The sequence below is a fragment of the Rathayibacter sp. VKM Ac-2926 genome, assembly GCF_022815565.1.
GTDB classification, from domain to species: Bacteria; Actinomycetota; Actinomycetes; order Actinomycetales; family Microbacteriaceae; genus Rathayibacter; species Rathayibacter festucae.
Genome location: NZ_JALGRS010000007.1, coordinates 79,543 through 105,451, shown reverse-complemented (window position 1 = coordinate 105,451; position 25,909 = coordinate 79,543). Strand labels below are relative to the sequence as shown.

The following is a 25,909-nucleotide window of genomic DNA, read 5'->3' as shown; positions in this document are numbered from 1 at the left end:
CGACGAGGGCGGGCCCGCTTCTCAGCGGGCCCGCCCCGGCGGTCGGTCGTGCGCGGTGCTCTAGCGGGCGCTGTACGCCTGCCGGTACGTCCGCTCCGTGCCGTCCTTCGCGGTGACCTCGATCGTCGCGGTGCCGGCCTTGATCGGGCGGAGCACCGTGAGGTACGAGGTCGTGAACGACTGGCCGGGCTTCACCGAGCTCTTCGTCCGCGTGCCGAAGGGCGTCGAGATCTCGATCGCGACCGCCTCCGGGCCGTTGTTGACGGCCGTGACCGTCAGCGTGCGGAGCACGGCGAGGCGCGTGGTCTTCGCGCTGGTCGCGACGTCGATCACGGTCGCCGGCGCGGTCTCGGGCAGGTCCAGTCCGACGACGACCGGGTCGTGGTCGCTCGAGCGGTAGGCCGAGGTGTCGTAGAAGATCGTCGCGTTGTAGTCGTAGCGGCTGTACTCCAGCGCCACCGACTCCCCGCTGTTGATGTTCCAGGTGTCGACACCGGTCACGGTCGCGTCGGCCGCCGGGGAGGCGAAGACGTGGTCGAGCGAGCCGACCGCGCCGTCGAAGGAGTAGGAGTACTTCCCGTCCTTCGCGCCCTGGTCGATGTAGCCCGCGTCGCGCAGGACCTGGATCGGGTCCTCCTGCGAGTAGGCGTTGAAGTCGCCGAGCAGGTAGACGAGGTCCGTCGCCTTCTCGGTCTTCAGGCGGTCGGCGAACGCGACGAGCGCGGTGGCCTGGTTGACGCGGGAGGCGTTCGAGGCGCCCTGGCCGTCACCCTGGTCGGCGTCGACTCCGGAGCCGGAGCCCTTCGACTTGAAGTGGTTCACGATCGCGACGAACTCGCTGGCGCTGTCGCCGATCAGGCGGAACTCCTGGGCGAGGGGCTTGCGGGCGTTGGAGAAGGCGACGCCGTCGTTCAGGATGACGGACTCGCCGACCGGCTCGATGACGGCCTTCTTGTAGATGAACGCGGTGCGGATGACGTCCTCGTCCGCGAGCGCGGGGAGGGCGGCGGGCGAGGGCACGTACGCCCACAGCTCCGAGCCGGCGGCGGTGTTGAGGGCGGCGGTCAGCGTGGCGAGGGCCTCGTCGCGCGGCTTGCCGAACTTGGCCGAGTTCTCGATCTCCTCGAGCGAGACGACGCCGGCGCCGAGGCTGTTGATCGCGGTGACGATCTTGGCCTGCTGGCGCTCGAGGTCGTCCGCGTTCGCGGCGCCGCGGGCGTCGCAGCCGCTGTTCACCGTGACGGGGTCGCCGTCGCGGTCGGTGTAGAAGGTGCAGCCGGTGATCGAGTCGCCGGTGGTGGAGAAGTAGTTGAGCACGTTGAAGGACGCGATCGAGAGGTCGCCGCCGACGGCCTCGGGGGCCGCCTCGCGGGTGTTCGCGAACGTCGCCGGCTGGACGGTCGCGGCGTTCTCGACCGTCAGCTGCGTCGTCGGCTGGAAGGACCAGCCGCCGTTGCGGTAGTCGAGCACGACCGGGGTCGTGAAGGTCGCCGGGGCGCCCACGCGGATCGGCTCGGTCGGGGTGAGGTAGGGCAGCGGGATCGCCTTGTTCGCGGCGGCGCCGAGGAAGTTGATCGAGGCGCCGTCGTCGAGGACGATCGCGCGCGCGGCGTTGTCGGCGACGACCGCGGCCAGCTCGGGCGTTCCGGGACGGGCGACCTCGGTCGGGGTCAGCAGCGGCGAGTCGCCGGCGGCGAGGCCGATGGAGCCGAAGCTGTTGAGGTCGAAGGTGTCGGTCACGGTGAACGCGCCCTGCGGGGCGATCAGCATGCTCTCGAGCGTCTCGCGCTCCTCGACGGTGCGGGGGAGGCCGACGGCGGCCGGGATCGGCGCGGCGGCCGGGGTGCCGAGCTTCTCGACGGTCGCGGCCGAGGTCGGGGTGAGCTCGGTGAGGCCGTTGAACTCGCTGACGGCGCCGGTGATGCGCAGGTTGTCGCCGATCGCGACCGCGCCGACCGAGGCGGAGGAGTAGACGAAGACGGCGTCGGAGGCGGTGCGGCCGGTGGTCTGCGCGCCGGTGCCGGCGGTCTGGATCACGAAGCCGCTGTAGCCGCCGGTCGCGTAGCGCGCGGTGACGACGCCGGTGGTGGTGACGGTCTGCCCGACGAGCGGGGACGCGGCTCCGGTGCCCTGGATCTCCGCGATCGAGACGGTCGGCGCGGTGGTGGGCGGCGTCGTCGGCGGCGTCGTCGGCGGGGCGGTCGGGGTCGCGGTGGGGGTCGGCGTCCCGGTCGGCGCGGGCGTCGGCTCCGGGGTGCTGCCGCCGGCGGCCTCGGGGGTCATCGCGCCGACGGTGAAGTCGGCGGCGTTGGAGTCGGTGTCACCGGTCGCGGTGTCGGCGCGCGCGATCGACTCGGTCAGCGTCGGCGCGGTGGCGGCCGCCGACTCGAAGGTGTTCGAGGTGCCGTAGCCGAGGAGGTCGAGGACCGCCTCGGGCTGCTCGGCGGTGCCGATCGGCGGGGCGACGAGGGTCGCGGTGCCCTCGACCAGGAAGAGCGTGCCGCCCGCGGCCGCGATGTTGAGGCCGTTCGCGGTCTGGTCGGCGGCGGGGAGCGGCGCGCCGTTGGTGCCGTTGCTCGCGCCGGCGATGAGGAAGTGGCCCTCGGCGGGGACGGTGCCGGTGAGCGCGACGGTCGTCGTCGGGTTGGCCGTGCCGGTGGCCGAGCGGTACTGCAGCGAGAGGCCGGTGAGCGCGACGTCGGCGCCGGTCGGGTTGAAGAGCTCGACGAAGCGGTTGCTGTAGGTCGCGCCGGCCGAGCCGCCGCGGGCGAAGACCTCGCTGATGACCAGCTCGTCCCCGCTCGGAGCGGCGGTGGCGGGGGCAGCGACCAGCGGCGAGGCGACGAGGGCCAGGCCGGCGAGGGCCGCGAGCGCGAGGCCTCTCCGGGGTGCGCGGGCGCGGGGCCTCTGCGCGGGGAGTGCGGGGGAGTCGGGCATGGTGGTCCTCTCGATCGCCGCTCCGGGGAGCGGTGGTGCGTCACCGCACGTCGACGGCGACCCTCGCCCCTGAAAGGGGCACAGTGAGCCACGCTATGCAGTGCGGGTGCCCGGCCTGTGAACCGGACGTTTCATGAACGTAAACTCACCCACCGACATCGGGGCCGCGGTCCCGTCTTCGCGGCCTCCGTCCGGGAACGCGCGCCATGATCGGGGGATGATCTCCTTCGAACTGGCCAAGGCGCTGCGCACCGCGGGTCTGCGCTGGGCACCGGTCACCGGCGACCGCTTCCGCATCGAGCGCGAGGGGTTCGACGGCGACGTCTTCACCGTGAGCGACATGACCATCGAGCCGCACGAGTACGAGACCGGCACCGTGCTCGGCTTCAACGGCACGACCGAGTGGGCGCTCGACTCCGTGGCGCTCGACGACTCGCTCTGGCTGCCGCGCGAGGACCAGCTGCGCGAGCTGCTCCGCGGCACGTTCCGCTCACTGCGTCGCGTCGCGGACGGCGGGCCGGTGCGCTTCGCCGTGACGGTCGAGCTCGCCGGCGAGCAGCGCGACTTCGAGGACGAGATCGCCGAGAACGCCTACGCGGAGGCGCTGCTCGCGCTGGTCAGCTCGGTCGCGGTCGACCTCGACGACGTGGACGAGCTCGCCTGAGCCGATCCTCCGGGCCGGTCGGGCTCAGGACGCCGCCTTCTCCTCCTCCGCTCCGGCCGTCGAGGCCGCCTTCTTCGCGGCGGGCTTCTTCTTCGGAGCGATCTTCTTGGGAGCAGCCTTCTCGTCGTCGTCGGTCTTCGCGGCGCTCTTCTTCGCCGGCGGCTTCTTGGCGACGGTCTTCTTCGGCGCCGAGTCCTCGTCGGCGGAGGAGTCCTCGTCCGCCTTCTTCCTCGTCACGCGCTTCTTCGCCGGCGCCTTCTCCTCGGAGTCCGCGGACGCCCCCGCCTTCGCGCCGCGGCTGCGCTCGACCGAGCGCTTCAGCGCCTCCATCAGGTCGAGCACCTCGCCGCCGCCCTCCTCCTCGGGCTTCTCGCCGAAGGTCGCGGAGGTGTCGAGGGCGTCGCCCTGCTCGATCTTCGCGTCGATGAGGGTGCGCAGCTCGGCCTGGTAGGAGTCCTGGAACTTCGACGCGTCGAAGTCCTCCGAGTAGGAGTCGACCAGGTGCGAGGACATCTCCAGCTCGCGGGCGGCGATCCGGGTGGTGCCCTCGAGGTACGGGAACTCGACCTCGCGCACCTCGTCCGCCCAGAGCAGCGTCTGCAGCATCAGCAGCTTGCCGCGCACGCGCAGCGCCGCCAGCCGGGTCTTCTGCCGGAGCGCGAACTCGACGATCGCGGTGCGGTCGGTCTCCTCGAGGGTGCGGCGCAGCAGCACGTAGGCCTTGGGGGAGGAGGAGTCCGGCTCGAGGATGTAGGCGCGGTCGAACATGATCGGGTCGACCTGCTCGCTCGGCACGAACTGCACGACGTCGATCTCGCGGTCGCGCTCCTCCGGCAGCGCCTTCAGCTCGTCCTTGGTGAGCACGACCGTGCGCTCGCCGTCGTCGTAGGCCTTGTCGATGTGGTCGAAGGTCACGACCTCGCCGCAGATCTCGCACTTGCGCTGGTAGCGGATCCGGCCGCCGTCCTTGTCGTGCACCTGGTGCAGGGGGACGTCGTGGTCCTCGGTGGCGCTGTAGATCTTCACCGGCACGTTGACCAGGCCGAAGGTGATCGCGCCCTTCCAGATGGCTCGCATGGCCCCAGTGAACACCGTGCGCCGCCGCGGCGGGAAGCCCCGCCCCTCCCGCGAGATGCCACTTGTGCACGCGACACGCCGTGGAATCGGGTCACAAGTGGCATCTCGCGGCGCGGAGGGGGAGGGGCACTCGACATCCTTTCGGGCGGCGGGTGTCGAATGGACGGCGATGACTGACGAGAACCGGCCCGCCGACAGGCTCCGCGCCGCCCTGACAGCCCCCGACGCGTCGTCCCGGCTGCAGGCGGCGATGACCGCCGGCACCCGGCCCGCCGGCGAGTACGCCCCGGTGCTCGTGGCCCGCTGCGCCGTCGAGCCCGACTTCGGCGTGCGCGAGATGCTCACCTGGGCGCTCACCCGCCACGATCCGGCGGTCACCGTCGACCTGCTGCTGCCCGAGCTCGCGTCCGGGACACCGCAGGCCCGCAGCCAGGCGCTGCACACGCTGTCGAAGGTGGGCGACCCGCGCGCGTTCCCGGCGATCACGCCCGCGCTGCTGCACGACGAGCACGCCGCGGTCGCGCACGCGGCCTGGCGCACCGCCGCCCGGCTCGCCCCGGACTCCGAGCGGCCCGCGCTGGCCCGGCAGCTCGCGGAGCACCTCGGCGAGCGCGACCGCCCGGACCAGCGCGCCCTCACCCGCGCGCTGCTGATGCTCGGCGACGCCGCGGGCCCCGTCCTCGAGGCCGCCGCGCGCTCGGAGGAGGACCCCCGCCGCTTCCACGCCCTGGCGACCCTCCGCCTCCTCGCCGACCCGGACGAGGACGTCGAGGAGGCCTTCGCCCGCGCCCGCCGCCCCTGACGCGGGCCCGACCGCTCGGAAGCGGACGCAGGGAACGCGTGAGGCGTCCCGTTCCCGTCGAGGCGTCCAGCAGCAGCGGGACTCCTCGACGGGGACGGGACGCCTCGGGCGTCCGGGTCGGCTCAGCCGATCGGGGTCGGGTTCACGGGGTCCGGCGGAACGGGCAGCGAGCCGTTGATGCGGTTCTGCGCCTGGCACTGGCTCGTGCAGTTGGTCGCTCCCTGCGAGAGCTCGACGGCGTCCTCGCCGAGCACCCCGCCGAGGCGGCCACCCGAGGCGACGGTCCACTTCGTGACCGTGCCGCTCTGGAAGGTCTTCGTGGCGACCTGCGGGCTGTCCTTGCCGAGCAGCATCGAGTGGTAGCCCGTCGCGCTCTGGGCCGGGGTCACTGCGTCGACTCCGCTGCCGAAGTTGATCTTGCCGGTGAAGCTGTTGACGAAGTAGAACAGCCCGGGGCCGAGTGTGTGCACGAGCTCGACGTTCCCGGCGAACTCGGGCTCCATCTGGAAGATGCCGCCCTGCGCGCCGTCCTTCGCCTGCACCTTGAGCTTGCCGGCCGCGGTCCGGAGGATCACCACCAGGGTGTCGTCCTTCACCTCCAGCGAGTCGAGCCGCGCGCCCGCGAGCTGCGCCGCGGTGAGCGTCGGCACCTTGGACGCGAAGACCACCGTCGGCGAGGTGACCATCCGCTGCGTGTCGGGGGCGCCGGTGAGCGTGTAGTCGTAGACGCCCAGCGTCGACACGCGGAGGTCGAAGCGGTTGTTGACGCCGCGCACCGCGATGGTCCCAGCGACGGCGACGTCCTTGAGCTTCACGTCCTTGCCGGCGGCCGGGTCGTAGGTGGTGCCGTTCACGGTGACGGAGTAGTCGCCTCCGACGGACGAGGTCTTGGCCTGCGCGGGCGAGGCCGCGAGGCCGGTGAGGAGCAGCGCGATCGCGGCGATCGCCGCAGTGCGGGCGGTTCTGCTGAGGGGGGACATCGTGGCCTTCCTGTCGACCGGCGCTGGGCCGGTGCGGGTAGGAGGCAACCCTCGCCCGCGCCGCGCCGCGCGGCAATCGGACCTTGGTACTAGTACCCGGGCAGGTGGTCGCGCACCCACAGCGCGGCGCTCGTGCGATCGCGCACGCCGATGCGCGTGAAGGCGTGCCCGACATGCACCTTGACCGTCCGCTCCGCGATCCCGAGCTCTCGCGCGATCTCCTTGTTCGCTCGGCCGGAGGCGATCAGCCGCAGCACCTGCTCCTCGCGAGTGCTGAGCGCGGGCAGGGCGGCACCGGCGCCGCCCGGCAGCAGAGCCCGGGCCGCCCGCGGATCCAGCGGGGCGTGCCCCGCCGCCGCCGAGCGGACCGCGTCGAGCACCACGGCGGGGTCGGCGTCCTTGAGCTGGTATCCCTGGGCGCCCGCCCGCAGCGCGGCGAGGACGCGGCCCCGGTCGTCGAACGAGGTCAGGACCACGACGCGGATCGCCGGGTGCAGGGCGAGCATCCGCGCGGTCGCCTCGATGCCGTCCATGCCCGGCATCGACAGGTCCATCAGGACGACGTCGGGCGCGGACTCCGCCGCCGATCCGAGCGCCTCCTCGCCGCTGCCCGCCTGCCCGACGAGCAGCAGGTCCGGCGCGCTCGAGATCAGCGCGGCGAGGCCCGCGCGGACGAGCGGATGATCGTCGACGATCAGGACGCGGATCACGGCGCCGGCTCCAGTCGCCAGTGCGTCCCCCGGCCTGGAGCCGTCAGGAGGCGCAGCTCGGCGCCGCGCTCGCGGGCGAGATCGCGCAGGATGCTCAGCCCGAGGTGTCCCGCTTCCGGGTGCGCGAGCGCCGTCGCCGCGTCGAAGCCGCACCCGTCGTCGACGACGTCGAGCGCGACCGAGCGGCCCGTGCGATCGCCTGCGCGCCGCAGCCGGACGAGGACGCTCCGCGCGCCGGAGTGCTTGACCGCGTTCGTCAGCGCCTCGTGCGCGACCCGGTAGAGGAGCCGCTCGTCGTCCGCGGTCAGGCCGGTGCGCGGCGGCGCCTCGACCACCACGTCCAGTCCGCGCGCGCGGGTCGTGACGGCGAGATCCTCCAGAGCGGCGGCGAGCCCCGCGTCGGCGAGGCTCGGCGGGTAGATGTCGACGAGCAGCGACCGCAGACCGCCGAGGCCGGTGCGGACGGTCGCGGCGACCTCGCGGAGATCCGCGGCGAGGGCGGGATCGCCGTCCGCCTCGGCCCGCTCCGCCCGCCCGTGCACGGCGAAGGAGGCGGCGACGAGGTCCTGCACGGCACCGTCGTGGACGGTCGCCGCGATCCGCCGGCGCTCGTCCGCCGAGGCGTCGAGGGCGCGCTGCAGCAGTGCTTCGCGACTCCGCCGCGACCGCCCGATCAGCGCGAGCAGGCGCGCGAGCACCGGCAGCAGCACGAGCACCAGCAGCACCGTGCTCGCGATCGAGATGACGGCGAAGCTGCGCCAGAGCTCGCCGCTGCGCTCGACGACCTCGTCGTAGCGGAAGTAGCTCTCGAACAGGAGCGGAGTCCCCGACGGCGTCCGCACGGTCCGGTAGGCCTCGAGGAGGCGTCCGCTGTCGCGCTCGTACACGTTCTCCGGGGCCTGCAGGTCGGAGACCTCGGCGTGCACAGCGACGTCGGCGAAGGCCTCCAGATCGTCCTCGTCGAGGGTGAAGGTCCGCCCCTCCAGGCGCCGGTCGTCGGAGTAGAGGATGCGGCCCGAGCGGTCCCAGAGCTTCACGCGCACCAGGGAGTCGTCGAGCACGTGCGCCCGGACCTCGCGGTCGACGAGCTCCAGCGCCGCCGGGTCGCCGGTGAGCACGGCGTCCGCGAGAGCCGGCTCGACGATCACCTCCGCGAGGAGATCGGCGGTGTCGGAGGCGTCGGCGACGGCCTCGGACTCCGCGAGCGTCCGCGCAGCCTGGACGTCGAGGGCGCTGATGCCGAGGATCAGGAGCAGGGCGACGGCGATCACGCCGGCGAACACGCGCCGCGGCCGGACGGCGGGCTCGCCGGTCCGCTCGCCCGCGGCCACGACGACGATCCAGGAAGGCTCCATCGCTCGCGAGGCTATCAACGACATCCGTCGTTCAGTGCGAGCGGTCCGGGTCGGCGGCGGCCCGCCGCGAACGAGCGAGGCGTCCCGCCCCCGTCGAGGCGTCCTGCCGGAGCGGAACGCGTCGACCGGAGCGGGACGCCTCGGGTGGTGCGGTGGCTACGCGCCGATGAGCACGCCGCGGTCGGCGAGGTACTCGCGGATCAGGCGCTCAGCGCTCGCCCGGTCGGTGATGCCGTAGCGGTCGATGATCTGCTGCACGTAGGGACGCGCGATCGCCTCGGTGATGCCGAGCTCGGCGGCGATCTCGCGCGGCGAGAGGCCGGCGGCGATCAGCCCGAGGACCTGCTCCTTGGTGGGGAGCACGAACGGCGGGGTGGTGGGCTCCGGCTCCGGCGTGGTCGGGTCCTTCTCGGCGTCGATCGCGGAGGTGTCCTCGGCGAAGGAGGCGGTCACGAAGGCGATCGCCTTCGAGGTGATGCCGAGCGCCTCCTGGTTGATGTTCGCCAGGTCGTCGCCGGCCGAGTGGTAGTTCGGGTCGTGCGCGATGCCGACGGTGCCGCCGAAGAGCGCGGCCTCCTCCTCGGTCTTGATGTCGTCCGCTCCGGTGAACAGGCCGGAGGCCGGGATGCCGGCGGAGATGAAGCCGTCGTAGTCGCTGCGGCCGTCGAACGCGGTGTCGATCCAGGGCTGGCCGATCGAGTCGAAGTAGTCCGTGAACGCCTTCTCGGTGGCGATGGAGCCCGCGGGCACCTCGACCGGGGCCTCGTAGGTGGACTCGTTCGCGTCGTAGACCGAGACGACGTAGTTCGGCGAGGCGACCATGTCGAAGTTCAGGTAGGTCGCGATGTCGCCGGCCTCCTCCTCCGAGAGCGAGTCGACGTAGGTGTACGAGCCGACGAGCCCGACCTCCTCGGCGCCCCACCAGGCGAAGCGCACGGCGTTGGTGGTCTCGCCCGCGTCCGCGAGCTGGACGGCGGTCTCGAGGAGCGTCGCCGATCCCGAGCCGTTGTCGTTGATGCCGGGGCCCTCGGGCACGCCGTCGAGGTGCGCGCCGAGCATGACCACGTTGTCGTGGTCGCCGCCGGGCGTCTCGGTGATGATGTTGAAGGTGTCGGTGTCGGTGGTCGTCTGCTCGAGGACCAGCGTCGCCGTGCTGGGCAGCGCGGCGATCAGCGACTGGCCCTCCTCGAGCGTCACGCCGACCGACGGGATGTAGCTGTCGTCGGGCGCGCCGAGCGTGCCGTTGAGCGCCTCGCCGGGAGCGTTGTTGTAGATGATCACGGCGGAGGCCCCGGCGGCGCCGGCGGCGGCCGACTTCTCCGAGAAGCTGCAGGTGCCGCGGCTGACCAGGGCGACCTTGCCGGTCGCGTCGAGTCCGGCCCAGGCGTCGGCGTCGCAGCCCAGCGGGTCGACCGGCTGGATCAGCTCGCCCGTGACGCCGCCCTCGGGGGTGGAGGGGGTGAACGACATCGGGATGCCCTCGACCGCGGGGGTCGTGGTCAGCGAGAACTCGTCGATCGTCTGGGTGGTGGTGGTGAAGTCCTGGCGCTCGGTGGTGTAGCCGGCGGCCTTCAGCACGGCCTCGACGTACTGGCCGCTCTGCTCGTAGCCCTCGGTGCCGATCGCGCGGTTGCCGTCGTTGGCGTCCGCGATCGCCTGGAAGGCCTCGAGGTGGTTCATGATGCCGTCGACGGTCACCGCATCGGCGAAGTCGACGGGCTCGACGGCGTTCGCCGCGGGAGCGAAGGCGAAGCCGGCGACCAGCGCGCCGGCGCCGATCATCGCGGCCGAGCCGAGGAGTGGACGCCGACGTCGTGCGCCGGAGGTGTCTTCAGTGGTGGTAGCCACAGGTGGTCCCTTTCGTCGAGGGCGGCGGCCGTCGGACCGACGGCCTCCGTCGCCCTCGCTGTGCTGAGAAGCGGCGGTGCCCTCTGCGAGCGTATTCACAGGTCGCGCGCGAATGACACCCCTTCGCGGCACTTGTCACCCGGTGGAAACACGGAGCGCCGGCCGCGGCCGGAGGGCGTCTCAGGCCGTCGCGTCGCTCTCGGCCCACTCGCGGAGCATCGCGATCGTCTCCGCGGGCCGGTCGCGGTGCGGGCTGTGACCGGCTCCGGCGACCACCGCATAGCGGACGCGCGGGTTCGCGCGGAGGACCTGTGCGGCGAGGGACGGCGGGAAGAACGTGAACACCTGCGGGTCGCCCGCGAGCACGAGCGCGGGCGTGCGCAGGGCCGGGACGTCGGCGAGCAGGTCCCAGGGGTCGTTGTCGTCGACGGTCGCGGCGACGGCGGCCGGATCGGCGGCGTGCGCGGCGCGGAGCTTCTCCGCGCGGTCGCGCTCGTCCCAGCGCGGCTCGGCGGCGGCGAGCCCGTCCGCGGTGACGGCGAGGGCGGCGAGCTCCTCCGCGCGGACCTCCGCCCGCGACTCGGCCGGCAGCTGCAGCACCGGGTCGAGCAGCACCAGCCGGGCGGCCCAGCCGGTGTCGCGCGCCGCCGCCCGCACCGCCACCGCTCCGCCGAGGGAGTGGCCGACCACGAGGTCCCAGGTGCCGGACGGAGCGCGCAGGGCGAGCACGTCACCGGCGTAGTCGTCGTGCCGGGACGACCCGCCGCGGGCGCCCGCACCGTGCCCGCGCAGATCCGGCGCCGTCACGCTCCAGCCGGCACCGGTCAGCGCCTCGGCGACCCGCCACCAGGTGCCGGACGCGCCGCCGAGTCCGTGCAGGAGGAGGGCGGTTCTCGTCTCCGGGGCTCGCGTCGTCATGCCGCCAGGCTAGGGCGCGTCAGTCGAGGCTCGGGTCGCGGCCGGTGCGCTCGCCGGACGCCAGTGCACCGATTCCTGCCAGATCCTCTTCGTCGAGGGCGAAGCCGAACACGTCGAGGTTCTCCCGGATCCGCGCGGGCGTCACCGACTTCGGGATCACGACGACTCCGAGCTGCACGTGCCAGCGCAGCACGACCTGCGCGGGCGAGACGCCGTGCTTCGCGGCGATCGACGCGAGCACCGGCTCGTCGAGCAGACGGCCGCGGGCCAGCGGCGACCAGGCCTGCGTCACGATGCCGTGCGCGGTGTCGAAGGCGCGCAGCTCGTCCTGGGGGAGCCGCGGGTGCAGCTCGACCTGGTTGATCGCGGGCACGACCTCGGTCTCGCCGAGCAGCCGCTCGAGGTGCTCGATCGCGAAGTTCGAGACGCCGATCGAGCGCGCCCGGCCCTCCTGGCGGATCCGCTCCAGCGCGCGGTAGGTGTCGACGTAGCGGTCGCGCGAGGGGATCGGCCAGTGCACGAGGTAGAGGTCGACGTAGTCGGTGCCGAGCAACTCGAGGCTGCGGTCGAAGGCCTCGAGCGTCTCGTCGAAGCCGTGGTCGTCGTTCCAGACCTTGGTGGTGACGAAGACCTGCTCCCGGGGGAGGCCGCTGGCGCGGATCCCCTCGCCGACGCCGCGCTCGTTGCCGTAGAGGGTCGCCGTGTCGATGTGCCGGTAGCCGGCCTCGAGCGCCGTGGCGACCGTGTGGGCCGCCTCGTCGTCGCCGATCTTGTAGACGCCGAGCCCGATCTGCGGGATCGCCCGCCCGTCGTTGAGGGGGAGAAGGGGAACGCTCATCCCCCCATTCTTCCCCCTCCGCGAGATGCCACTTGTGCGCACGACACGCCGCGAAAGCCGGTCACAAGTGGCATCTCGCGGGAGGGGTCAGAGGTGCCAGTGCAGCTCGCCGTGCGGGCCGACGCGGACGGTGTCCTCGATCAGGGCGGCGAGGCCGGCGACGCCGAAGAGGAGGCGGCGGTCGTCGCGCGCGGCCTGGCTGGTGTGCACGAAGCGGCGGACGGCGAAGTAGTCGTCGTGTCCGGGCTGGAGGCCGTCGACGAGGCCCTGCTCCCCGAGGGCGCGCAGTCCGCGGCCCGGTCGGCGAGCGGGCCCGAGACCGAGCCAGAGCGTGCCCGTCTCGAGCAGGACGACGGTGCTCGGCACGATCGCGCCGGCCCGCAGTCGCCGGGCCGTGATCTGCCAGCCGAAGCCGAGGTGGTGCACCCGGATCGGATGCGGTCCGCGCCAGGCGTGCGAGGGGTCCTCCGCGCGGTAGTAGACGGGGCTGGGGCGGAACGAGCCCTGCCAGAGCGCCGCGGCCAGCTCCCCGGCCCACTCGGGCGTCTCGGGGTCGGCCCAGGGGTCGAGGACGTGTGCCTCCTCCGCCTCGCGCTGATGCTGGCGGACGAGTTCCTCCGCGTCGTCGCGCAGTGCCATCGGCAGCCCCTCCGTCCCGTGCGAGCCCCACCCTAGGGGGGCGCGCCTGGGAGCCTCAAGGGAGCGGGGTCCGAGCCGAGTGGGAGACGCCTCCGCGCAAGGGCGTCAGAGGACGCCGACTCAGGTCGGCAGCTCCACCGGCTCGGTGTCCGGCAGCGGGCTCGCGTCGCGGCCGCGGAGGTCCGGGTGGAAGCGGCGGCCGAGCGCCGGGACGACGAAGCCGACGAAGGCGAACACCGCGGCGACCACGATCGCGGCCGTCGGGCCGGATCGGTCGATCTGCACGCCCGCGATCGCCGAGCCGAGCGCCGCGCCGATCAGCTGCCCGGTGCCGACCCAGCCGTAGGCCTCCGCCGTGTCCGAGAACTTCACGCTCGCGGCCGTGATCGTGAAGAGCGCGGCCAGGGCCGGCGCGATGCCGACGCCGGCCAGGAACAGTGTGATCGAGAGCCACCAGAAATCGGTCGAGAACGCCGCGAGGCCCATGCCGACGGTGACGATCAGCATCCGCCGCGCGGTCGCCCAGCGGCTGATCGGGATGTGGCCGAGGGTGAGCCCGCCGACGAGCGAGCCCGCCGCGAAGACCGCCAGGACGACGCCCGACTCCACGCCGCCCTCGCCGAGGACCGCCACGACGCCGGCCTCGACCGCGGCGCAGGCGCCGACCAGCAGGAAGCCGACGACGGTCGCGAGAAGCACCGGCGGCTTGGTCAGCACGGCGCCGAGCTTCCGACGCGAGCGCGGGATGCGCACCCGGCCGACCTCGGGCGAGGCGATGAACCAGATGCCGCCGCCGACGAGGAAGAACGCGGCGGTGAGGATGCCCGCGACGGTCGAGATCTGGATCGAGACGAACGTCGTCAGCACCGGGCCGAGCACCCAGATGATCTCCTGCGCCGAGGCGTCGAGGGAGAAGAGCGGGGTCAGCTGCGAGCTGGGCACCATCTTCGGGTAGATCGTCCGGACCGCCGGCTGCACGGGCGGCATGCTGAGGCCCGCGACGAAGCCGATGACGACGAACTGCCAGATCTCCAGCGGCAGCAGCGCCATCGCGATGATCGCGGCCGCGCAGACGATGAGGGTGGCGGTGAGCACCCGCCGCATTCCGAGCCGCCCCATCAGGCGGCTGGTCAGCGGGCCGGCGATCGCCTGGCCGATCGACATCGAGCCGAGCACCAGGCCGGCCGCGGCGTAGGAGTCGTGCACGCGCTCCACGTGCAGCAGGAAGGCGAGCGAGAGCATCCCGAACGGGAAGCGCGCGGTGAGCTGGGCCGCGATGATGCGACCCACGCCGGGGGTTCTCAGGAGTTCGGTGTAGCTGCCCACCGGATGACACTAGCGGCCCGCGGAGGCCCGCCGGCGTCGTCCGCCGAACCGGCCGCCGGCGGCCCCGGTCAGCCCGCGAGGACCTTCCGGATCCGCTGCAGCGACACGCTCTCGACGGTGCCCAGGCTCTGCGCGAAGAAGCTGATCCGCAGCTCCTCGATCAACCAGCGCGCGCGCACGAGACGCTCCGGAGCGTGCGGCGGCAGCGGGATCGTGCCGCCCGCGGAGCGGTAGAGCTCCTGCGCCGCCTGCACCTCGTTCAGCCAGACCCGGTCGCGGCCGACGTTCTCGCCGATCTTGCCGAAGCGCTCGGTGATGCCGCCGAGGTAGCGCGGCAGGTGCCGGAGCCGCTCGAGTCCCGTCGCGGAGACGAAGCCGGGGTGCACGAGGCCGGTCAGCTGCTCGCGGGCGTCGGTCAGCGCGGGGAGCAGCGCCATGCTCGTCGAGGCCTTGAGCGCCTTCTCGACGCCGCGCGCCGTGGTGAGGATCGTGGTGACGGTCTTCACGGTCTCGAACATCGTGTCCATCACGCTGCCCGAGACCCGGTCGCGGACCGCGTCGAACTCGGCGCGGAGGAAGAGCATGCCGTCCGGCTTCATCCGCCAGAGCACCGCGTCGACGCAGGCGAGCAGGCAGTCGCCGAACAGCGCCGTCGTGTTCTGGTACGGGCTCTGCGCGAGCACGAGCTTCTCGTTGGCGGTCAGGTACTGCTGCACGTAGGCGACCGGGCTGGGCGTCGCGAGCAGCAGCAGGCGGCGGACGCCGCGCGGGTGCTCGCGCGCCTGGTCCTCCGCGGTCGCGAGCAGGCGGATCGAGACGGAGTCGCCGTCGTCGATCAGTGCCGGGTAGGCGCGGATCGTGTTGCCGCCCTGGCGGGTGTCGGTGACACGGGGGAGCTCCGCCATGTCCCACGTCTTGATCCCCCGGCGCTCGAGGGCGTCGGGCACGCGCGCCTCGACCACCCGGGCGACCTCGTCGCGGACCCGGCCGCGCAGGCGCTCGGCCAGCGGCGCGAGCTCCTTGCCGGCGGCGACGGTGCGACCGCGCTCGTCGGCGATCGCGAAGGTGACCCGGAGGTGCGCGGGGATGCGCTCGAGGTCGAAGTCGGAGGCGTCGATCACGACGCCGGCCTCGCGGCGGATCGCCCCGGCGAGGGTCGCGGCGAACGACTCCGTCGGCGGGTTCGGCACGTCCTGGGGGAGCGCGGCGGTGAGCTTGCGCGCCCAGTCGTTCGCCGGGACGACGTTCCGGCGCAGGTGCTTGGGCAGCGCCTTGATCATCGCGGTGACGAGCTCGGCGCGGAGCCCCGGCACCAGCCAGTCGAAGCCGAGCGGCGTGACGCGCGGCAGCAGCGCGAGCGGCACGTGCACGGTGACGCCGTCCTCCTCGGTGCCCGGCTCGAACCGGTAGGAGAGCCGGAAGCGCTGGTCGGCCTGGCGCCACTGGGTCGGGAACGCGGTCTCGTCGATCTGCTCCGCGTCCTCGGGCAGGAGGGTCTCCTGCGTCATGGTCAGCAGGTCGGGCTCGTCGTGCTGCGCGGTGCGCCACCAGGAGTCGAAGGAGCGCACCGAGGTGATGTCGCGCGGGACGCGGCGGTCGTAGAAGTCGAAGACGGCCTCGTCGTCGACGAGCAGGTCGCGGCGGCGGGTGCGCTCCTCGAGCCGCTCGAGCTCGGCGCGCAGGGCGCGGTTCTTGCGGTCGAAGGCGTGCCGCGCGTCCCACTCGCCCTCCACGAGGGCATGGCGGATGAACAGCTCGCGGGCGTAGCCGGCGTCGATCCGGGAGAACTGCACCCGGCGCCGGGCGATGATCGGCACGCCGTAGAGGGTGACCTTCTCGTAGGCGACGGCCGCGCCCTGCGCCTTCTCCCAGTGCGGCTCGCTGAACTGCCGCTTCACCAGGTCGCCGGCGATCGCCTCGGCCCAGGCCGGATCGATCGCGGCGTTCGAGCGGGCGAAGAGCTTGCTGGTCTCGACCAGCTCGGCGCTCATCAGGGCGTCGGGCTGCTTCTTCGCCAGCGCGCTGCCGGGGAAGATCGAGAACTTCGCGTTGCGGGCACCGACGTACTGGACGCTCTGGCGCTCGCGGTTCTTCGCCGCGCGCTGCGCCTGCTGCGAGGTGGTGTCCTTGATGCCCAGGTGCGAGAGCAGGCCCGCGAGGAGGCTCCGGTGGATCCCGTCGGGGTCGACCTTGGGCTCGGCGAGCTCGAGCTTCAGCGGCCGAGCCAGCTGGCGCAGCTGGCGGAAGACGTCCTGCCACTCGCGCACGCGGAGGTAGTTGAGGTACTCGGCCTTGCAGAGCCGGCGGAAGGCACTGGAGGAGAGCTCGGCCTGCTTCTCCTCCACGTAGTTCCAGAGGTTGAGCAGGGTCAGGAAGTCGCTGGTGGGGTCGACGAAGCGGGCGTGCTGCTGGTCGGCCTGCGCGCGGCGCTCGAGCGGGCGCTCCCGGACGTCCTGGATCGTCAGCCCGGCGACGATCGCCATCACCTCGCGGCTGACGTCGTGCTTGCGCGACTCGATCACCATCCGCCCGAACCGCGGGTCGATCGGCAGCCGCGCGAGATCCCGCCCGATCCTCGTGAGCTGAGGCGCTTTGTCGGCCCCCGTTCCCCGCGAGATGCCACTTGTGACGGGTTTCTTCGGCGTGTCGCCCTCATAAGTGGCATCTCGCGAGGGGGAGTCGGCGGGGGTGGCGGGGGAGCGGAGGGCGCCGAGCTCGGTGAGGAGATCCAGGCCGTCCTTGATGCCGCGGGAGTCGGGCGGGGTGAGGAACGGGAAGCCGGCGATGTCGCCGAGGCCGAGCGAGATCATCTGCAGGATGACGGCGGCGAGGCCGGTGCGCAGGATCTCCGGATCGGTGAACTCGGGGCGGCGCTCGAAGTCCTCCTCCGAGTAGAGGCGGATCGCGATGCCCGCGCTGGTGCGGCCGGAGCGGCCGGAGCGCTGGTTGGCCGACGCCTGCGAGATCGCCTCGATCGGCAGGCGCTGCACCTTCGAGCGGGCGCTGTAGCGCGAGATGCGAGCGGTGCCGCCGTCGATCACGTAGCGGATGCCGGGCACGGTGAGGCTGGTCTCGGCGACGTTGGTCGCGAGCACCACGCGCCGGCGGACGCCCGGCGTGCGGCCGCGCTCGAAGACGCGGTGCTGATCGGCGGCCGACAGCCGGCCGTAGAGGGGGAGGACCTCGGTGCCGGGGAGGTTCCGGCCGCGGATGGCGTCCTCGGCGTCGCGGATCTCGTTCTCGCCGGAGAGGAAGACGAGGACGTCGCCCTGGTCCTCGCGCGCCAGCTCGGCCAGCGCGTCGGCGATGCCGGTCATCAGATCGCGGCTGCCGCTCGTGGCGTCGGGGACGTCGGTGTCGTCCTCCTCCTCGGGCTCCTCGGCGACGAGCGGGCGGTAGCGGATCTCGACGGGGTAGGTGCGGCCGGAGACCTCGATGATCGGGGCGGGCTCGCCGGCGGCGTCGCGGAAGTGCTCGGCGAAGCTCTGCGGGTCGATCGTGGCGGAGGTGATGATCAGCTTGAGATCCGGGCGGCGGGGCAGCAGCCGGTGCAGATAGCCGAGCAGGAAGTCGATGTTGAGGCTGCGCTCGTGCGCCTCGTCGATGATGATCGTGTCGTACCGGCTGAGCATCCGGTCGTGGTTCATCTCGTTGAGCAGGATGCCGTCGGTCATCAGCTTGATCCGGGTCGACGCGCTCGCCTTGTCGGTGAAGCGGACCTGGTAGCCGACGATCCCGCCGACCTCGTCGTCGAGCTCCTCCGCGATGCGCTCGGCGATGGTGCGGGCGGCGATGCGGCGGGGCTGGGTGTGCGCGATGCTCTCGCGGCCGAGCTCGAGGCAGATCTTGGGCAGCTGCGTCGTCTTGCCGGAGCCGGTGGCGCCGGCGACGATCACGACCTGGTGGTCGCGGATGGCGGCGGCGATGTCGTCCCTGCGCGCCGAGACGGGGAGTTCGGGAGGATACCGGATGCTGAGGACGTCTGACATGAGCCCTCCATCCTACGGCGCCGTGACATGATGCCCAGGTCTCCCGGCGGAATCCCGCGGGCGGCCACCCGCGCCGTGCGGGCCGAGCAGAGAGCCGAGTGTGAACACGCAGTCCCTCCTCGTGATCCTCAACATCGTCCTGCTGATCCTCGCGATCCGGGGCGTGCTGGCGAACGGGCGGCTGTCGAAGGTCGCGAAGGTCGGCTGGGTGGCACTGATCGTGATCCTCCCGTTCGCGGGGAGCATCGCGTACCTGGTCTTCGGCCGGCGGGCGAGCGGCGGCGGGTCGCCGGGGCCGCAGCGGCCGACCGGCTGGTTCTTCGAGCGCTGAGGCGTCCTTCGGCGTTTGGGGTGCTGGCGGGTGGGGCGGACGCGGTGCCTCGTCGCGGCTCCTTCCCGCGCGCCTGCGGCGCGCCCGCCAGACCCGAGCCAGGAGCCGCGACGAGGCACCGCGTCCACCCCTCCGGGGTGAGACGGAGGCGAGGGGCGGGCCTATCCCTTCGGGAGGAGACTCGACGTCGTCAGCTCTGAGGCCGGTGCCTCCATCGCAGGGAGAGGCCCATGAAACATGCTGGTCGAGTAGCCCCGGAGGGGCGTATCGCAGCCATGCTGGTCGAGTAGCCCCGGAGGGGCGTATCGAGACCCACCGCCGTCAGCAGGGCGGGTCTGCGGACTCATCTCCTGACGGTGGTGGATCTCGATATGCCCGCTGCGCGGGCTGCTCGAGCAGCATGAAGTCAGCAGATCATGCTGGTCGAGTAGCCCCGCAGGGGCGTATCGAGACCTACCGGCGTCAGCAGGGCGGGTCTGCATGCTCGGCTTCTGACGGTGGTGGATCTCGATACGCCCGCGAAGCGGGCTACTCGATCAGCATGGGGGCCCCGCGGAGCGGGGGTCCACCGGGGGGAGCGGCGAGAGTGGGGGGCGGCTGTCAACGGCCCGGACGGCGGCGGGCGGCGCGTCTAGCGTGGAGGGCATGGCCGAACGACTTCGCTCCAGTGTCAGTCCGTACCTCCGCTCGCACGCCGACAACCCGGTGGACTGGTGGCCGTGGGGGGAGGAGGCGTTCGCCGAGGCGGTGCGCCGGGACGTGCCGGTGCTGGTGTCGATCGGGTACGCGACCTGCCACTGGTGCCATGTGATGGCGCGGGAGTCGTTCTCGGATCCGGTGCTCGCGGCGCGGCTGAACGACGGGTTCGTGGCGGTCAAGGTGGACCGCGAGGAGCATCCGGACGTCGACACCGCCTATCTGACGGCGGCGAGTGCGTTCACGCGGAATCTGGGCTGGCCGCTGACGGTGTTCACGACTCCGGCCGGGGAGACGTTCTACGCGGGGACGTACTTCCCGCCGCGGGCCGTCGGCGGGGTGCCGGCGTTCTCGGACGTGCTCGACGCGGTGTCGGAGGCGTGGCGGCTGCGGCGCGACGAGGTGCAGGCGACGGCGGGGACGCTCAGCACCGCGCTGCGGGAGGCGACCGCGGTGGTGCCGACGGGAGACGCGCTCCCGGACGACGCGGCGCTCGCGGCGGCCGTCGGGGCGCTCGCTGCGGAGGAGGACCGGGTGCACGGCGGTTTCGGCGGGGCGCCGAAGTTCCCGGTGGCGCCGGTGCTCGGGTTCCTGGCGTCGCGGGACGACGGCGCGGAGCTGGCGGAGCGGACGCTGCTGACGCTGGCGGGTTCGCCGCTGCGGGATCGCGACGGGGGCTTCTTCCGCTACGCCACCCGCCAGGACTGGAGCGATCCGCACTACGAGCGGATGCTCTACGACAACGCCCAGCTGCTCGACGTCGCGGCGGTGCTGCTCGGGCGCGAGGGCACCGACCGGGAGGCGCTCGCCGAAGTGGCGGAGGGCGTCGCGTCGTTCCTGCTCGCGACGCTGCGCCGGCCGAGCGGCGGCTTCGCCAGCGCGCAGGACTCCGAGAGCGTCATCGACGGGCAGCGCTCGGAGGGCGGCTACTACCTCGCCGAGGACCGCACGGATCTGACCCCGCCCGCGCTCGACGAGAAGGTCGTCACCGGCTGGAACGGGCTGGCGATCGGAGCGCTCGCGCGAGCCGGGCGGGTGCTGGGCCGGGAGGACTGGATCGCTGCAGCGCGTGCCGCCGCCGATCTCCTCCTGGAGCGGCACCTCGTCGACGGGCGCGTCGGCGTCCGCGCCTCGCTCGGCGACTCCGTCTCCGCCGCGCGCCCGGCGCTGGAGGATCTCGGCATGCTCGCCGGCGGGCTGCTGCAGCTGGCGCTCGCCGAGGGGACGCCCCGCTCCGCGGTCGTCGCCCGGACGCTGATCGACGGGGCGCTGGACGCGGCCGCGTCCTGGCCGCCGTTCGCGCTGCCCGGCGGTGGGGACCCGGCGCTCACCGCGCGTGGGCTGCTGCTGGCGGCCGATCCGTCCGAGGGCGCCTATCCCTCGGGCCTCTCGGCGGCGGCCGACGCGGCCCACGTGCTGTACCTCCTGACGGGGGAGCGGCGCTACCGGGAGGCGGCGGAGGCCGTGGTCGCGGGCATCGGGCCGGGGGCACTCGGGCAGCCGATGGGGTTCGGCGGGGTCCTCGCGCTCGCCGGGCGCCTCGCGCGGCCGGTCACGCAGATGGTCGTCGTCGTCCCGGACGACGGCGCACGGGCACCGCTGCAGCGCGGCGCCCGGGAGACCGGGCTGGGCGTGCTCGCGGTGGTGAGCGACGACGCGGCGGCTGAGTGGGCCCGCGCCGGCTTCGAGCTCTTCGAGGGCCGGACGTCGCGCGACGGTCTGCCGACGGCCTACTCCTGCGAGGCCTTCGTCTGCGCGCTGCCGACGACCGAGCTCCCGGAGGAGCTGCTCACGCGGCCGTGACGACGAGCGGGGCGTCGGGGTCGGCGGCCCACTCGTTGAGCGAGCCGTCGTAGACGACCGCGGTGTCGACGCCGAGGACGGCGAGCGCGAGCGCGTCGGCCGTCGCGGCGATCCCGCCCGCGCAGTAGAGGACGATCCGCTCGGCCTGGAGCGTCTCGCCGAAGAGCGCCCGAAGCCGCTCCGGCGGGAGGAGCGTGTTGTCCTCGCGGTCGACCAGCCGGACGGCCGGGACGCTGACCGAGCCGGGGAGGTGGCCGAGGCGCGGCCGGCGCCCCTGCTCGCCGGTGAACTCCCTCGGCGGCACGGCGCAGACCAGGGCGCCCGGCTCCTCGCCGCGGACGACGCGCTCGACGCCGGCCTTGTCGATCCAGAGCGGGCGCTCGGGACGCACGGTGATGCCCGCGGCGGTCCGCGGCTCGACGTGACCGGTCTCGATCGGGCGCTCCTCCCGCCGCCAGGCGCTGAGTCCGCCGTCGAGCACTGCGACCGCGTCGTGCCCGGCGGCGCGCAGGAGCCACCACAGGCGCGACGCCCACTGGCCCACCGCGGAGTCGTAGACGACGACCACCGAGTCGTCGTCGATGCCGAGGGCGGCCGTCGCCGCGGCGAAGCGCTCGGGGTCGAGCCGGGTGAAGGGGAGGGCCGCCTCCGGATCCGAGAGCTGCGCGAGCAGGTCGCCGAAGACCGCGCCGGGCACGTGGCCCTCGAGGAGGTACTGCTCGTCGCCGCCGAGGTAGCCGGGCCTGCCGTCGAAGCCGGTCACCAGCAGGACGCTCGCGTCGACCACGACGAGGTGCTCGCGGCCGAGCTGGTCGGCCAGCCACTGGGTCGAGACGATCGGCCGGGCGAGGTAGGGGGCTGCAGGGCTGCTCACCTGCACCACGCTAGGCGCGACCCCCGACGCTCTGCAGGCCGGTGCGTCATCGTGGTTCATCCGGCGTCACAGTCGGCTCGGCGCGGCCGTCCCTCCTGCGGTACCGACCGCCGCGCTCAGCACTCGATGACGTTGACCGCGAGGCCGCCCTCGCTGGTCTCCTTGTACTTCGAGGACATGTCGATGCCGGTCTGCCGCATCGTCTCGATCACGGTGTCGAGCGAGACCCGGTGCGTCCCGTCGCCGTGCAGCGCCAGCCGCGCCGCGCTGACCGCGGTCGACGCCGCGATCGCGTTGCGCTCGATGCACGGGATCTGCACCAGTCCGCCGACCGGGTCGCAGGTGAGCCCGAGGTGGTGCTCCATCGCGATCTCGGCCGCGTTCTCCACCTGCCGCGGGGTCCCGCCGAGCACCGCGCACAGCGCGCCCGCCGCCATCGCGCAGGCCGAGCCGACCTCGCCCTGACAGCCGGCCTCCGCGCCCGAGATCGACGCGTTGGTCTTGCAGAGCGAGCCGATCGCCGTCGCAGTGAGCAGGAACCGCCGGATGCCCGCGCGGTCCGCCCCGGGCACGAAGCGGAGGTAGTGGTGCGCGACGGCCGGGATGATGCCCGCCGCCCCGTTCGTCGGCGCGGTGACGACTCGCCCGCCCGCCGCGTTCTCCTCGTTGACCGCGAGGGCGAACGCGTGCAGCCACTCCACCGAGGTCGCCCGCGCGCGGTCCAGCGGGTCGTCCTCGAAGGCCTCGAGCCGGCCGCGCAGGACGGAGGCGCGGCGCTGCACGCCGAGACCTCCCGGCAGGACGCCCTCGGTCGCCAGGCCGTGCTCGACGCAGGCGGCCATCGCGTCCCAGATCGCGTCCAGCCGCGCGTCGATGTCGAGGCCGGGGTGCAGCGCCCGCTCGTTCGCGGCGGCGATCTCGTCGATGCTCGAGCGGGTCCGGTCGCAGGTCGCGAGCAGGTCGAGCGCGGAGACGAAGGGGTAGGGGTGCGGAGCGAGCGAGGCCAGCTCGGCGCGCTCGCCGGCCCGGCGGATGAAGCCGCCGCCGATCGAGTAGTAGGTCTCCTCCCACTCGGGCAGCGCCGCGTCGCCGAGCCAGACGCTGAACGTCAGGGCGTTGGGGTGCTCGGGGAGCCGGGTGCGCGGCTCGAAGGCGATGTCGTCGCGCGTCATCGGCAGGCGCGCCTCGCCCGCGAGCGCGATCGCGCCGTCCTCGTCGAGCCGCCGCCACGCTCCGCGGACCTCCTCGGGGTCGCAGGTCTCCGGGTGCAGCCCGGACAGCCCGGCGACGATCGCGTCCGGCGTCCCGTGGCCGATGCCCGTGGAGCCGAGTGAGCCGTAGAGCGTGCAGACCACGCGGCTCACCCGGTCGAGCAGGCCGGCGTCGCGCAGCCGCTCGGCGAGGGCCAGGGCCGCCCGCATCGGGCCGACCGTGTGCGAGCTGGAGGGGCCGATCCCCACGCTGAACAGGTCGAAGGCGGAGACGTATGCACTCATCTCCCGAGACTACGCCTCGCGCGCGGAAGGGGGCGGGCGCCCGATCGAGCGCCCGCCCCCTGTTGTTCCGAGTACCCGGACCGAGGTCCCGAGGGTCAGAACTCGCAGTGCACGTGGTCCGAGTGGCCCGCGTCGCCGGGGCCGAGCGTGAGCGTCGCGCCCATCTCGGCGCAGGCGTTCTGGATCGCCTGGTGGTCGGCGCCCTCGTAGACCCGCACGCCGTCGATCAGGTCGATGTCGACCGCGTCGCCGGTGTAGTGGCCGGAGCCGGTGGAGTGGTCCTCACCCGCGATGGAGGTGACCCGCAGGGTGTGGCCGTACTGCGTGTTCAGCTTCAGCAGCGCGTCGAGCATGGCCGGGTTCAGTGCGACCGAGGTCACGCCGGCGTCGCCCTCGGGGCTCGTCTTGGCCGGCTGGCCGGCGGCCGTGTCGCGGATGTTCGCGAGCGAGGTGGAGGCGGCGTCCGAGCCCAGCTCGTAGAGCTCGATCCCCGGGTTGTCGAGGATCGCCTGCGCGGTCGCGGCGGCGTCGCCCGACGGGGGAGGCGTCGTGCCGCCACCGGTCCCGGCGACGAGCGCCTTCCAGGTGGCCGGTCCGACGATGCCGTCGGCGGTCAGTCCGGCACTGCTCTGGAAGCTCTGCACCGCGGCGGTGGTCGCCGCGCCGAACGCGCCGTCGACCGCGACGGACGCGCCGTTCGCGTTCAGCTGCGTCTGGACGGCGCTGACGGCGTCTCCGGAGGCGCCGCTCTGCACGGTCACCGTCAGGGCACCCCAGGTGGCCGCACCGATCACGCCGTCGGCAGCGAGACCCGCGCCGGACTGGAAGGAGGTGACCGCCGACTGCGTGCCGGCGCCGAACGCGCCGTCGACCGCGAGCGACTGGCCGGAGGAGCGGAGCAGGTACTGCGCGGTGGTCACGTCCTCCCCGGTCGAGCCGGAGGAGAGGACGGGCCAGTCGGCCGCCTGAGCGCTGGTCGCGGTCCCGACGCTGACGCCGAAGGCGAGCAGCAGGGCGGTGACGACCGCGAGGGCGCGGGCGCCGAGACTCCGTGCGCGCCGGGTCTCGGGGGTCGCCGTGCTGGTGGTCGTGCTGATCTCTGTCGTTCTGATGTCCGTGGTGCTCATGATCCTCATCCCTCGCTCTCGACGGCCTCGCGCGCCAGGGTCTCCCACTGCGCGTAGGCGTCCGGGTAGGCGGAGACCTGCACGGCCTGCGCCGCCTCGGTCACCGACATCGACTCCCAGCCGGCGATGTCCGTCAGGCCGGTGTTCGTGGTGGGGCTGTTCGCCGCCCCGTAGAACGCCCTCGAGGCGTAGACCGGGTCGACGAGGTCGGCCGCGTCGCCCCAGCCCGCCGACGGGCGCTGCTGGAACAGGCCGACCGAGTCGCGGTCGCCACCGGAGAGGTTCCGCAGTCGTGACTCCTGCATCGCCGTGGCGATGGCGACGACCCAGCCGTACTCGGGGACGCCGGCGGTCTTGCCCTCCGCGATGATCGTGCGGACGTTCGCGAGCTGCTCCTCGCTGAGGGTCGCGAACGTCTCGCCCGGCTGGCCCGGGTCGGGCGTGGTGCCCGAGCCGGCGCCGACGAGCGACTGCCAGGTCTGCGGACCGACGACGCCGTCGACGGTCAGCCCGGCCGCCGACTGGACGCTCTTCACGGCGGCGAGGGTCGCGGCACCGAACGCGCCGTCGACCGTGAGGCTCGCGCCGACCTTGTTCAGCTGCACCTGGAGCGCGCTGACCGCCTCGCCGGAGTCGCCGGAGGACACCGTCGCGATCAGGGCGGCCCAGGTCTGCGCGCCGACGATGCCGTCGGCCGAGAGGCCGCGCGCGCTCTGGAAGGAGGTCACCGCGGCGGCGGTGGCGGGGCCGAAGACGCCGTCGGCGTCCACGGAGGCGCCGGCGGCGTTCAGCAGGTGCTGCACCGTGCGGGCGTTGGCGCTGTTCTCGCCCTCGGCGACGACGGGCCAGGCGGCGGCGGACGCGGCAGCGGCGCTGACCGGCGCCTCGGCCGCGAAGACGGCCGGGGCCGTGGCGACCGACCCGAGGGCGAGGGCGCCGCAGGCGAGCCCTGCGATCAGGAGGCGCCTCGGGCGCTGGGCGACTGGAGTGGGACGGGTGGTTCTCATCGTTTCGTACACCTCTTCGTGGCCGCCGGGCGGCCGGATTCGTTGTCACGATCGGCGGAGTTCGCTTCTCCCTTGCCCGTCCTGCCTACTCCTGTCGCTGTCACGGATCCGGGGACACGGAGGGGTCGCCCAGAGAGCGCCCACGCGATGCGGAGGAGACTCCGACTCGAGGGGGAGGTGCTCACTGGACGGCAGGAGGATCCTTCGCCGATGTGCTCCGACGTCCCGCGCCGCGCGACACGCCCGGGTTGCACGGCACCAGCGGCCCTGCTAGCTTCGGCGGGCGCACCACCGGAGAGCGCACCCCCGACGCCCGGAAGGAGCAGCCCGTGACCGCGAATCGATCGACCAGTGACGAGCTGCTCGTCGCCGATCGCCCCCGCGCCCTCGTCGGCGCGGTCGAGCTCGAACGCTCGAAGCGCAATCTCGCGAACCTCCAGCCCGGCGTCGTCCGGCACCCCTAGGCATCCGCCGCGGGCTCCCGGACGACGT

General features: G+C 73.2%; 20 protein-coding genes. 5 read left to right on the top strand and 15 right to left on the bottom strand.

The annotated features are described in order from the left end of the window. Positions 1 to 60 precede the first annotated feature (60 nt). Complete coding sequence (locus MT351_RS11595) at positions 61 to 2,937, bottom strand: ExeM/NucH family extracellular endonuclease (RefSeq protein WP_132437698.1); 2,877 nt, start codon at positions 2,935 to 2,937, stop codon at positions 61 to 63. 217 nt (positions 2,938 to 3,154) lie between these two features. Here MT351_RS11595 and MT351_RS11590 point away from each other — a divergent pair, with 217 nt between their 5' ends. Then, on the top strand, positions 3,155 to 3,601 hold the full coding sequence (locus tag MT351_RS11590) for a hypothetical protein (protein ID WP_132437699.1): 447 nt from the start codon (positions 3,155 to 3,157) through the stop codon (positions 3,599 to 3,601). A gap of 24 nt (positions 3,602 to 3,625) precedes the next feature. On the opposite strand, the gene MT351_RS11585 is transcribed toward MT351_RS11590, so the two are convergent. Beyond that, the gene (locus tag MT351_RS11585; RefSeq protein ID WP_243582248.1) at positions 3,626 to 4,678 is read right to left on the bottom strand and encodes a Ku protein; all 1,053 of its coding nucleotides are present in this window, start codon (positions 4,676 to 4,678) and stop codon (positions 3,626 to 3,628) included. Positions 4,679 to 4,847: 169 nt separating this feature from the next. On the opposite strand from MT351_RS11585, the gene MT351_RS11580 reads away from it, so the two are divergent. After that, entirely contained in the window at positions 4,848 to 5,480 is a 633-nt protein-coding gene (locus MT351_RS11580; RefSeq protein WP_132437701.1) for a HEAT repeat domain-containing protein, read from the top strand. 122 nt (positions 5,481 to 5,602) lie between these two features. Here MT351_RS11580 and MT351_RS11575 read toward each other — a convergent pair whose 3' ends face one another. From MT351_RS11575 to hrpA, 9 genes are all read right to left on the bottom strand, one after another. Continuing rightward, positions 5,603 to 6,460 carry a hypothetical protein gene (locus tag MT351_RS11575; RefSeq protein ID WP_207901805.1) on the bottom strand — a complete coding sequence of 286 codons (858 nt, stop codon included), beginning with the start codon at positions 6,458 to 6,460 and terminating at the stop codon, positions 5,603 to 5,605. An 89-nt stretch (positions 6,461 to 6,549) separates the two neighbouring features. Continuing rightward, on the bottom strand, positions 6,550 to 7,170 hold the full coding sequence (locus MT351_RS11570; RefSeq protein WP_123737594.1) for a response regulator transcription factor: 621 nt from the start codon (positions 7,168 to 7,170) through the stop codon (positions 6,550 to 6,552). After that, positions 7,167 to 8,525: an ATP-binding protein gene (locus tag MT351_RS11565; protein WP_123705167.1), complete on the bottom strand. Its 1,359-nt coding sequence runs from the start codon at positions 8,523 to 8,525 to the stop codon at positions 7,167 to 7,169. Before MT351_RS11565 ends, MT351_RS11570 begins: the two co-directional genes overlap by 4 nt. 156 nt (positions 8,526 to 8,681) lie before the next feature. Further along, positions 8,682 to 10,373 (bottom strand): M28 family peptidase, encoded by a 1,692-nt coding sequence (locus MT351_RS11560; RefSeq protein WP_243582247.1) that lies wholly within the window; start codon positions 10,371 to 10,373, stop codon positions 8,682 to 8,684. 180 nt (positions 10,374 to 10,553) lie between these two features. After that, complete coding sequence (locus MT351_RS11555) at positions 10,554 to 11,291, bottom strand: alpha/beta fold hydrolase (RefSeq protein ID WP_132437702.1); 738 nt, start codon at positions 11,289 to 11,291, stop codon at positions 10,554 to 10,556. Positions 11,292 to 11,310: 19 nt separating this feature from the next. Then, entirely contained in the window at positions 11,311 to 12,129 is an 819-nt protein-coding gene (locus MT351_RS11550; RefSeq protein ID WP_132437703.1) for an aldo/keto reductase, read from the bottom strand. A gap of 87 nt (positions 12,130 to 12,216) precedes the next feature. Then, positions 12,217 to 12,768: a hypothetical protein gene (locus MT351_RS11545; protein WP_123447651.1), complete on the bottom strand. Its 552-nt coding sequence runs from the start codon at positions 12,766 to 12,768 to the stop codon at positions 12,217 to 12,219. A 120-nt stretch (positions 12,769 to 12,888) separates the two neighbouring features. Next, positions 12,889 to 14,094 (bottom strand): MFS transporter, encoded by a 1,206-nt coding sequence (locus MT351_RS11540; protein WP_243582246.1) that lies wholly within the window; start codon positions 14,092 to 14,094, stop codon positions 12,889 to 12,891. 68 nt (positions 14,095 to 14,162) lie between these two features. After that, positions 14,163 to 18,083: an ATP-dependent RNA helicase HrpA gene (hrpA, locus tag MT351_RS11535; RefSeq protein ID WP_243582245.1), complete on the bottom strand. Its 3,921-nt coding sequence runs from the start codon at positions 18,081 to 18,083 to the stop codon at positions 14,163 to 14,165. A 100-nt stretch (positions 18,084 to 18,183) separates the two neighbouring features. On the opposite strand from hrpA, the gene MT351_RS11530 reads away from it, so the two are divergent. Continuing rightward, complete coding sequence (locus tag MT351_RS11530) at positions 18,184 to 18,414, top strand: PLD nuclease N-terminal domain-containing protein (RefSeq protein WP_123737600.1); 231 nt, start codon at positions 18,184 to 18,186, stop codon at positions 18,412 to 18,414. Between the two features lie 645 nt (positions 18,415 to 19,059). Beyond that, positions 19,060 to 20,913: a thioredoxin domain-containing protein gene (locus tag MT351_RS11525; protein ID WP_243582244.1), complete on the top strand. Its 1,854-nt coding sequence runs from the start codon at positions 19,060 to 19,062 to the stop codon at positions 20,911 to 20,913. Here MT351_RS11525 and MT351_RS11520 read toward each other — a convergent pair. From MT351_RS11520 to MT351_RS20015, 4 genes are all read right to left on the bottom strand, one after another. Beyond that, positions 20,900 to 21,787 (bottom strand): rhodanese-like domain-containing protein, encoded by an 888-nt coding sequence (locus MT351_RS11520; protein ID WP_243582243.1) that lies wholly within the window; start codon positions 21,785 to 21,787, stop codon positions 20,900 to 20,902. The genes MT351_RS11525 and MT351_RS11520 overlap by 14 nt on opposite strands. Before the next feature lie 116 nt (positions 21,788 to 21,903). After that, the gene (locus MT351_RS11515) at positions 21,904 to 23,283 is read right to left on the bottom strand and encodes an L-serine ammonia-lyase (RefSeq protein WP_243582242.1); all 1,380 of its coding nucleotides are present in this window, start codon (positions 23,281 to 23,283) and stop codon (positions 21,904 to 21,906) included. Between the two features lie 95 nt (positions 23,284 to 23,378). Then, positions 23,379 to 24,410, bottom strand: coding sequence for a peptidoglycan-binding protein (locus MT351_RS11510; RefSeq protein ID WP_243582241.1), 1,032 nt, complete (start codon positions 24,408 to 24,410; stop codon positions 23,379 to 23,381). A 5-nt stretch (positions 24,411 to 24,415) separates the two neighbouring features. Beyond that, the gene (locus tag MT351_RS20015) at positions 24,416 to 25,417 is read right to left on the bottom strand and encodes a peptidoglycan-binding protein (RefSeq protein WP_279398278.1); all 1,002 of its coding nucleotides are present in this window, start codon (positions 25,415 to 25,417) and stop codon (positions 24,416 to 24,418) included. Between the two features lie 329 nt (positions 25,418 to 25,746). Between MT351_RS20015 and MT351_RS20010 the strand changes: the two genes are divergently transcribed. Further along, positions 25,747 to 25,881 (top strand): hypothetical protein, encoded by a 135-nt coding sequence (locus MT351_RS20010; RefSeq protein ID WP_279398277.1) that lies wholly within the window; start codon positions 25,747 to 25,749, stop codon positions 25,879 to 25,881. The last annotated feature ends 28 nt before the right edge of the window (positions 25,882 to 25,909 follow it).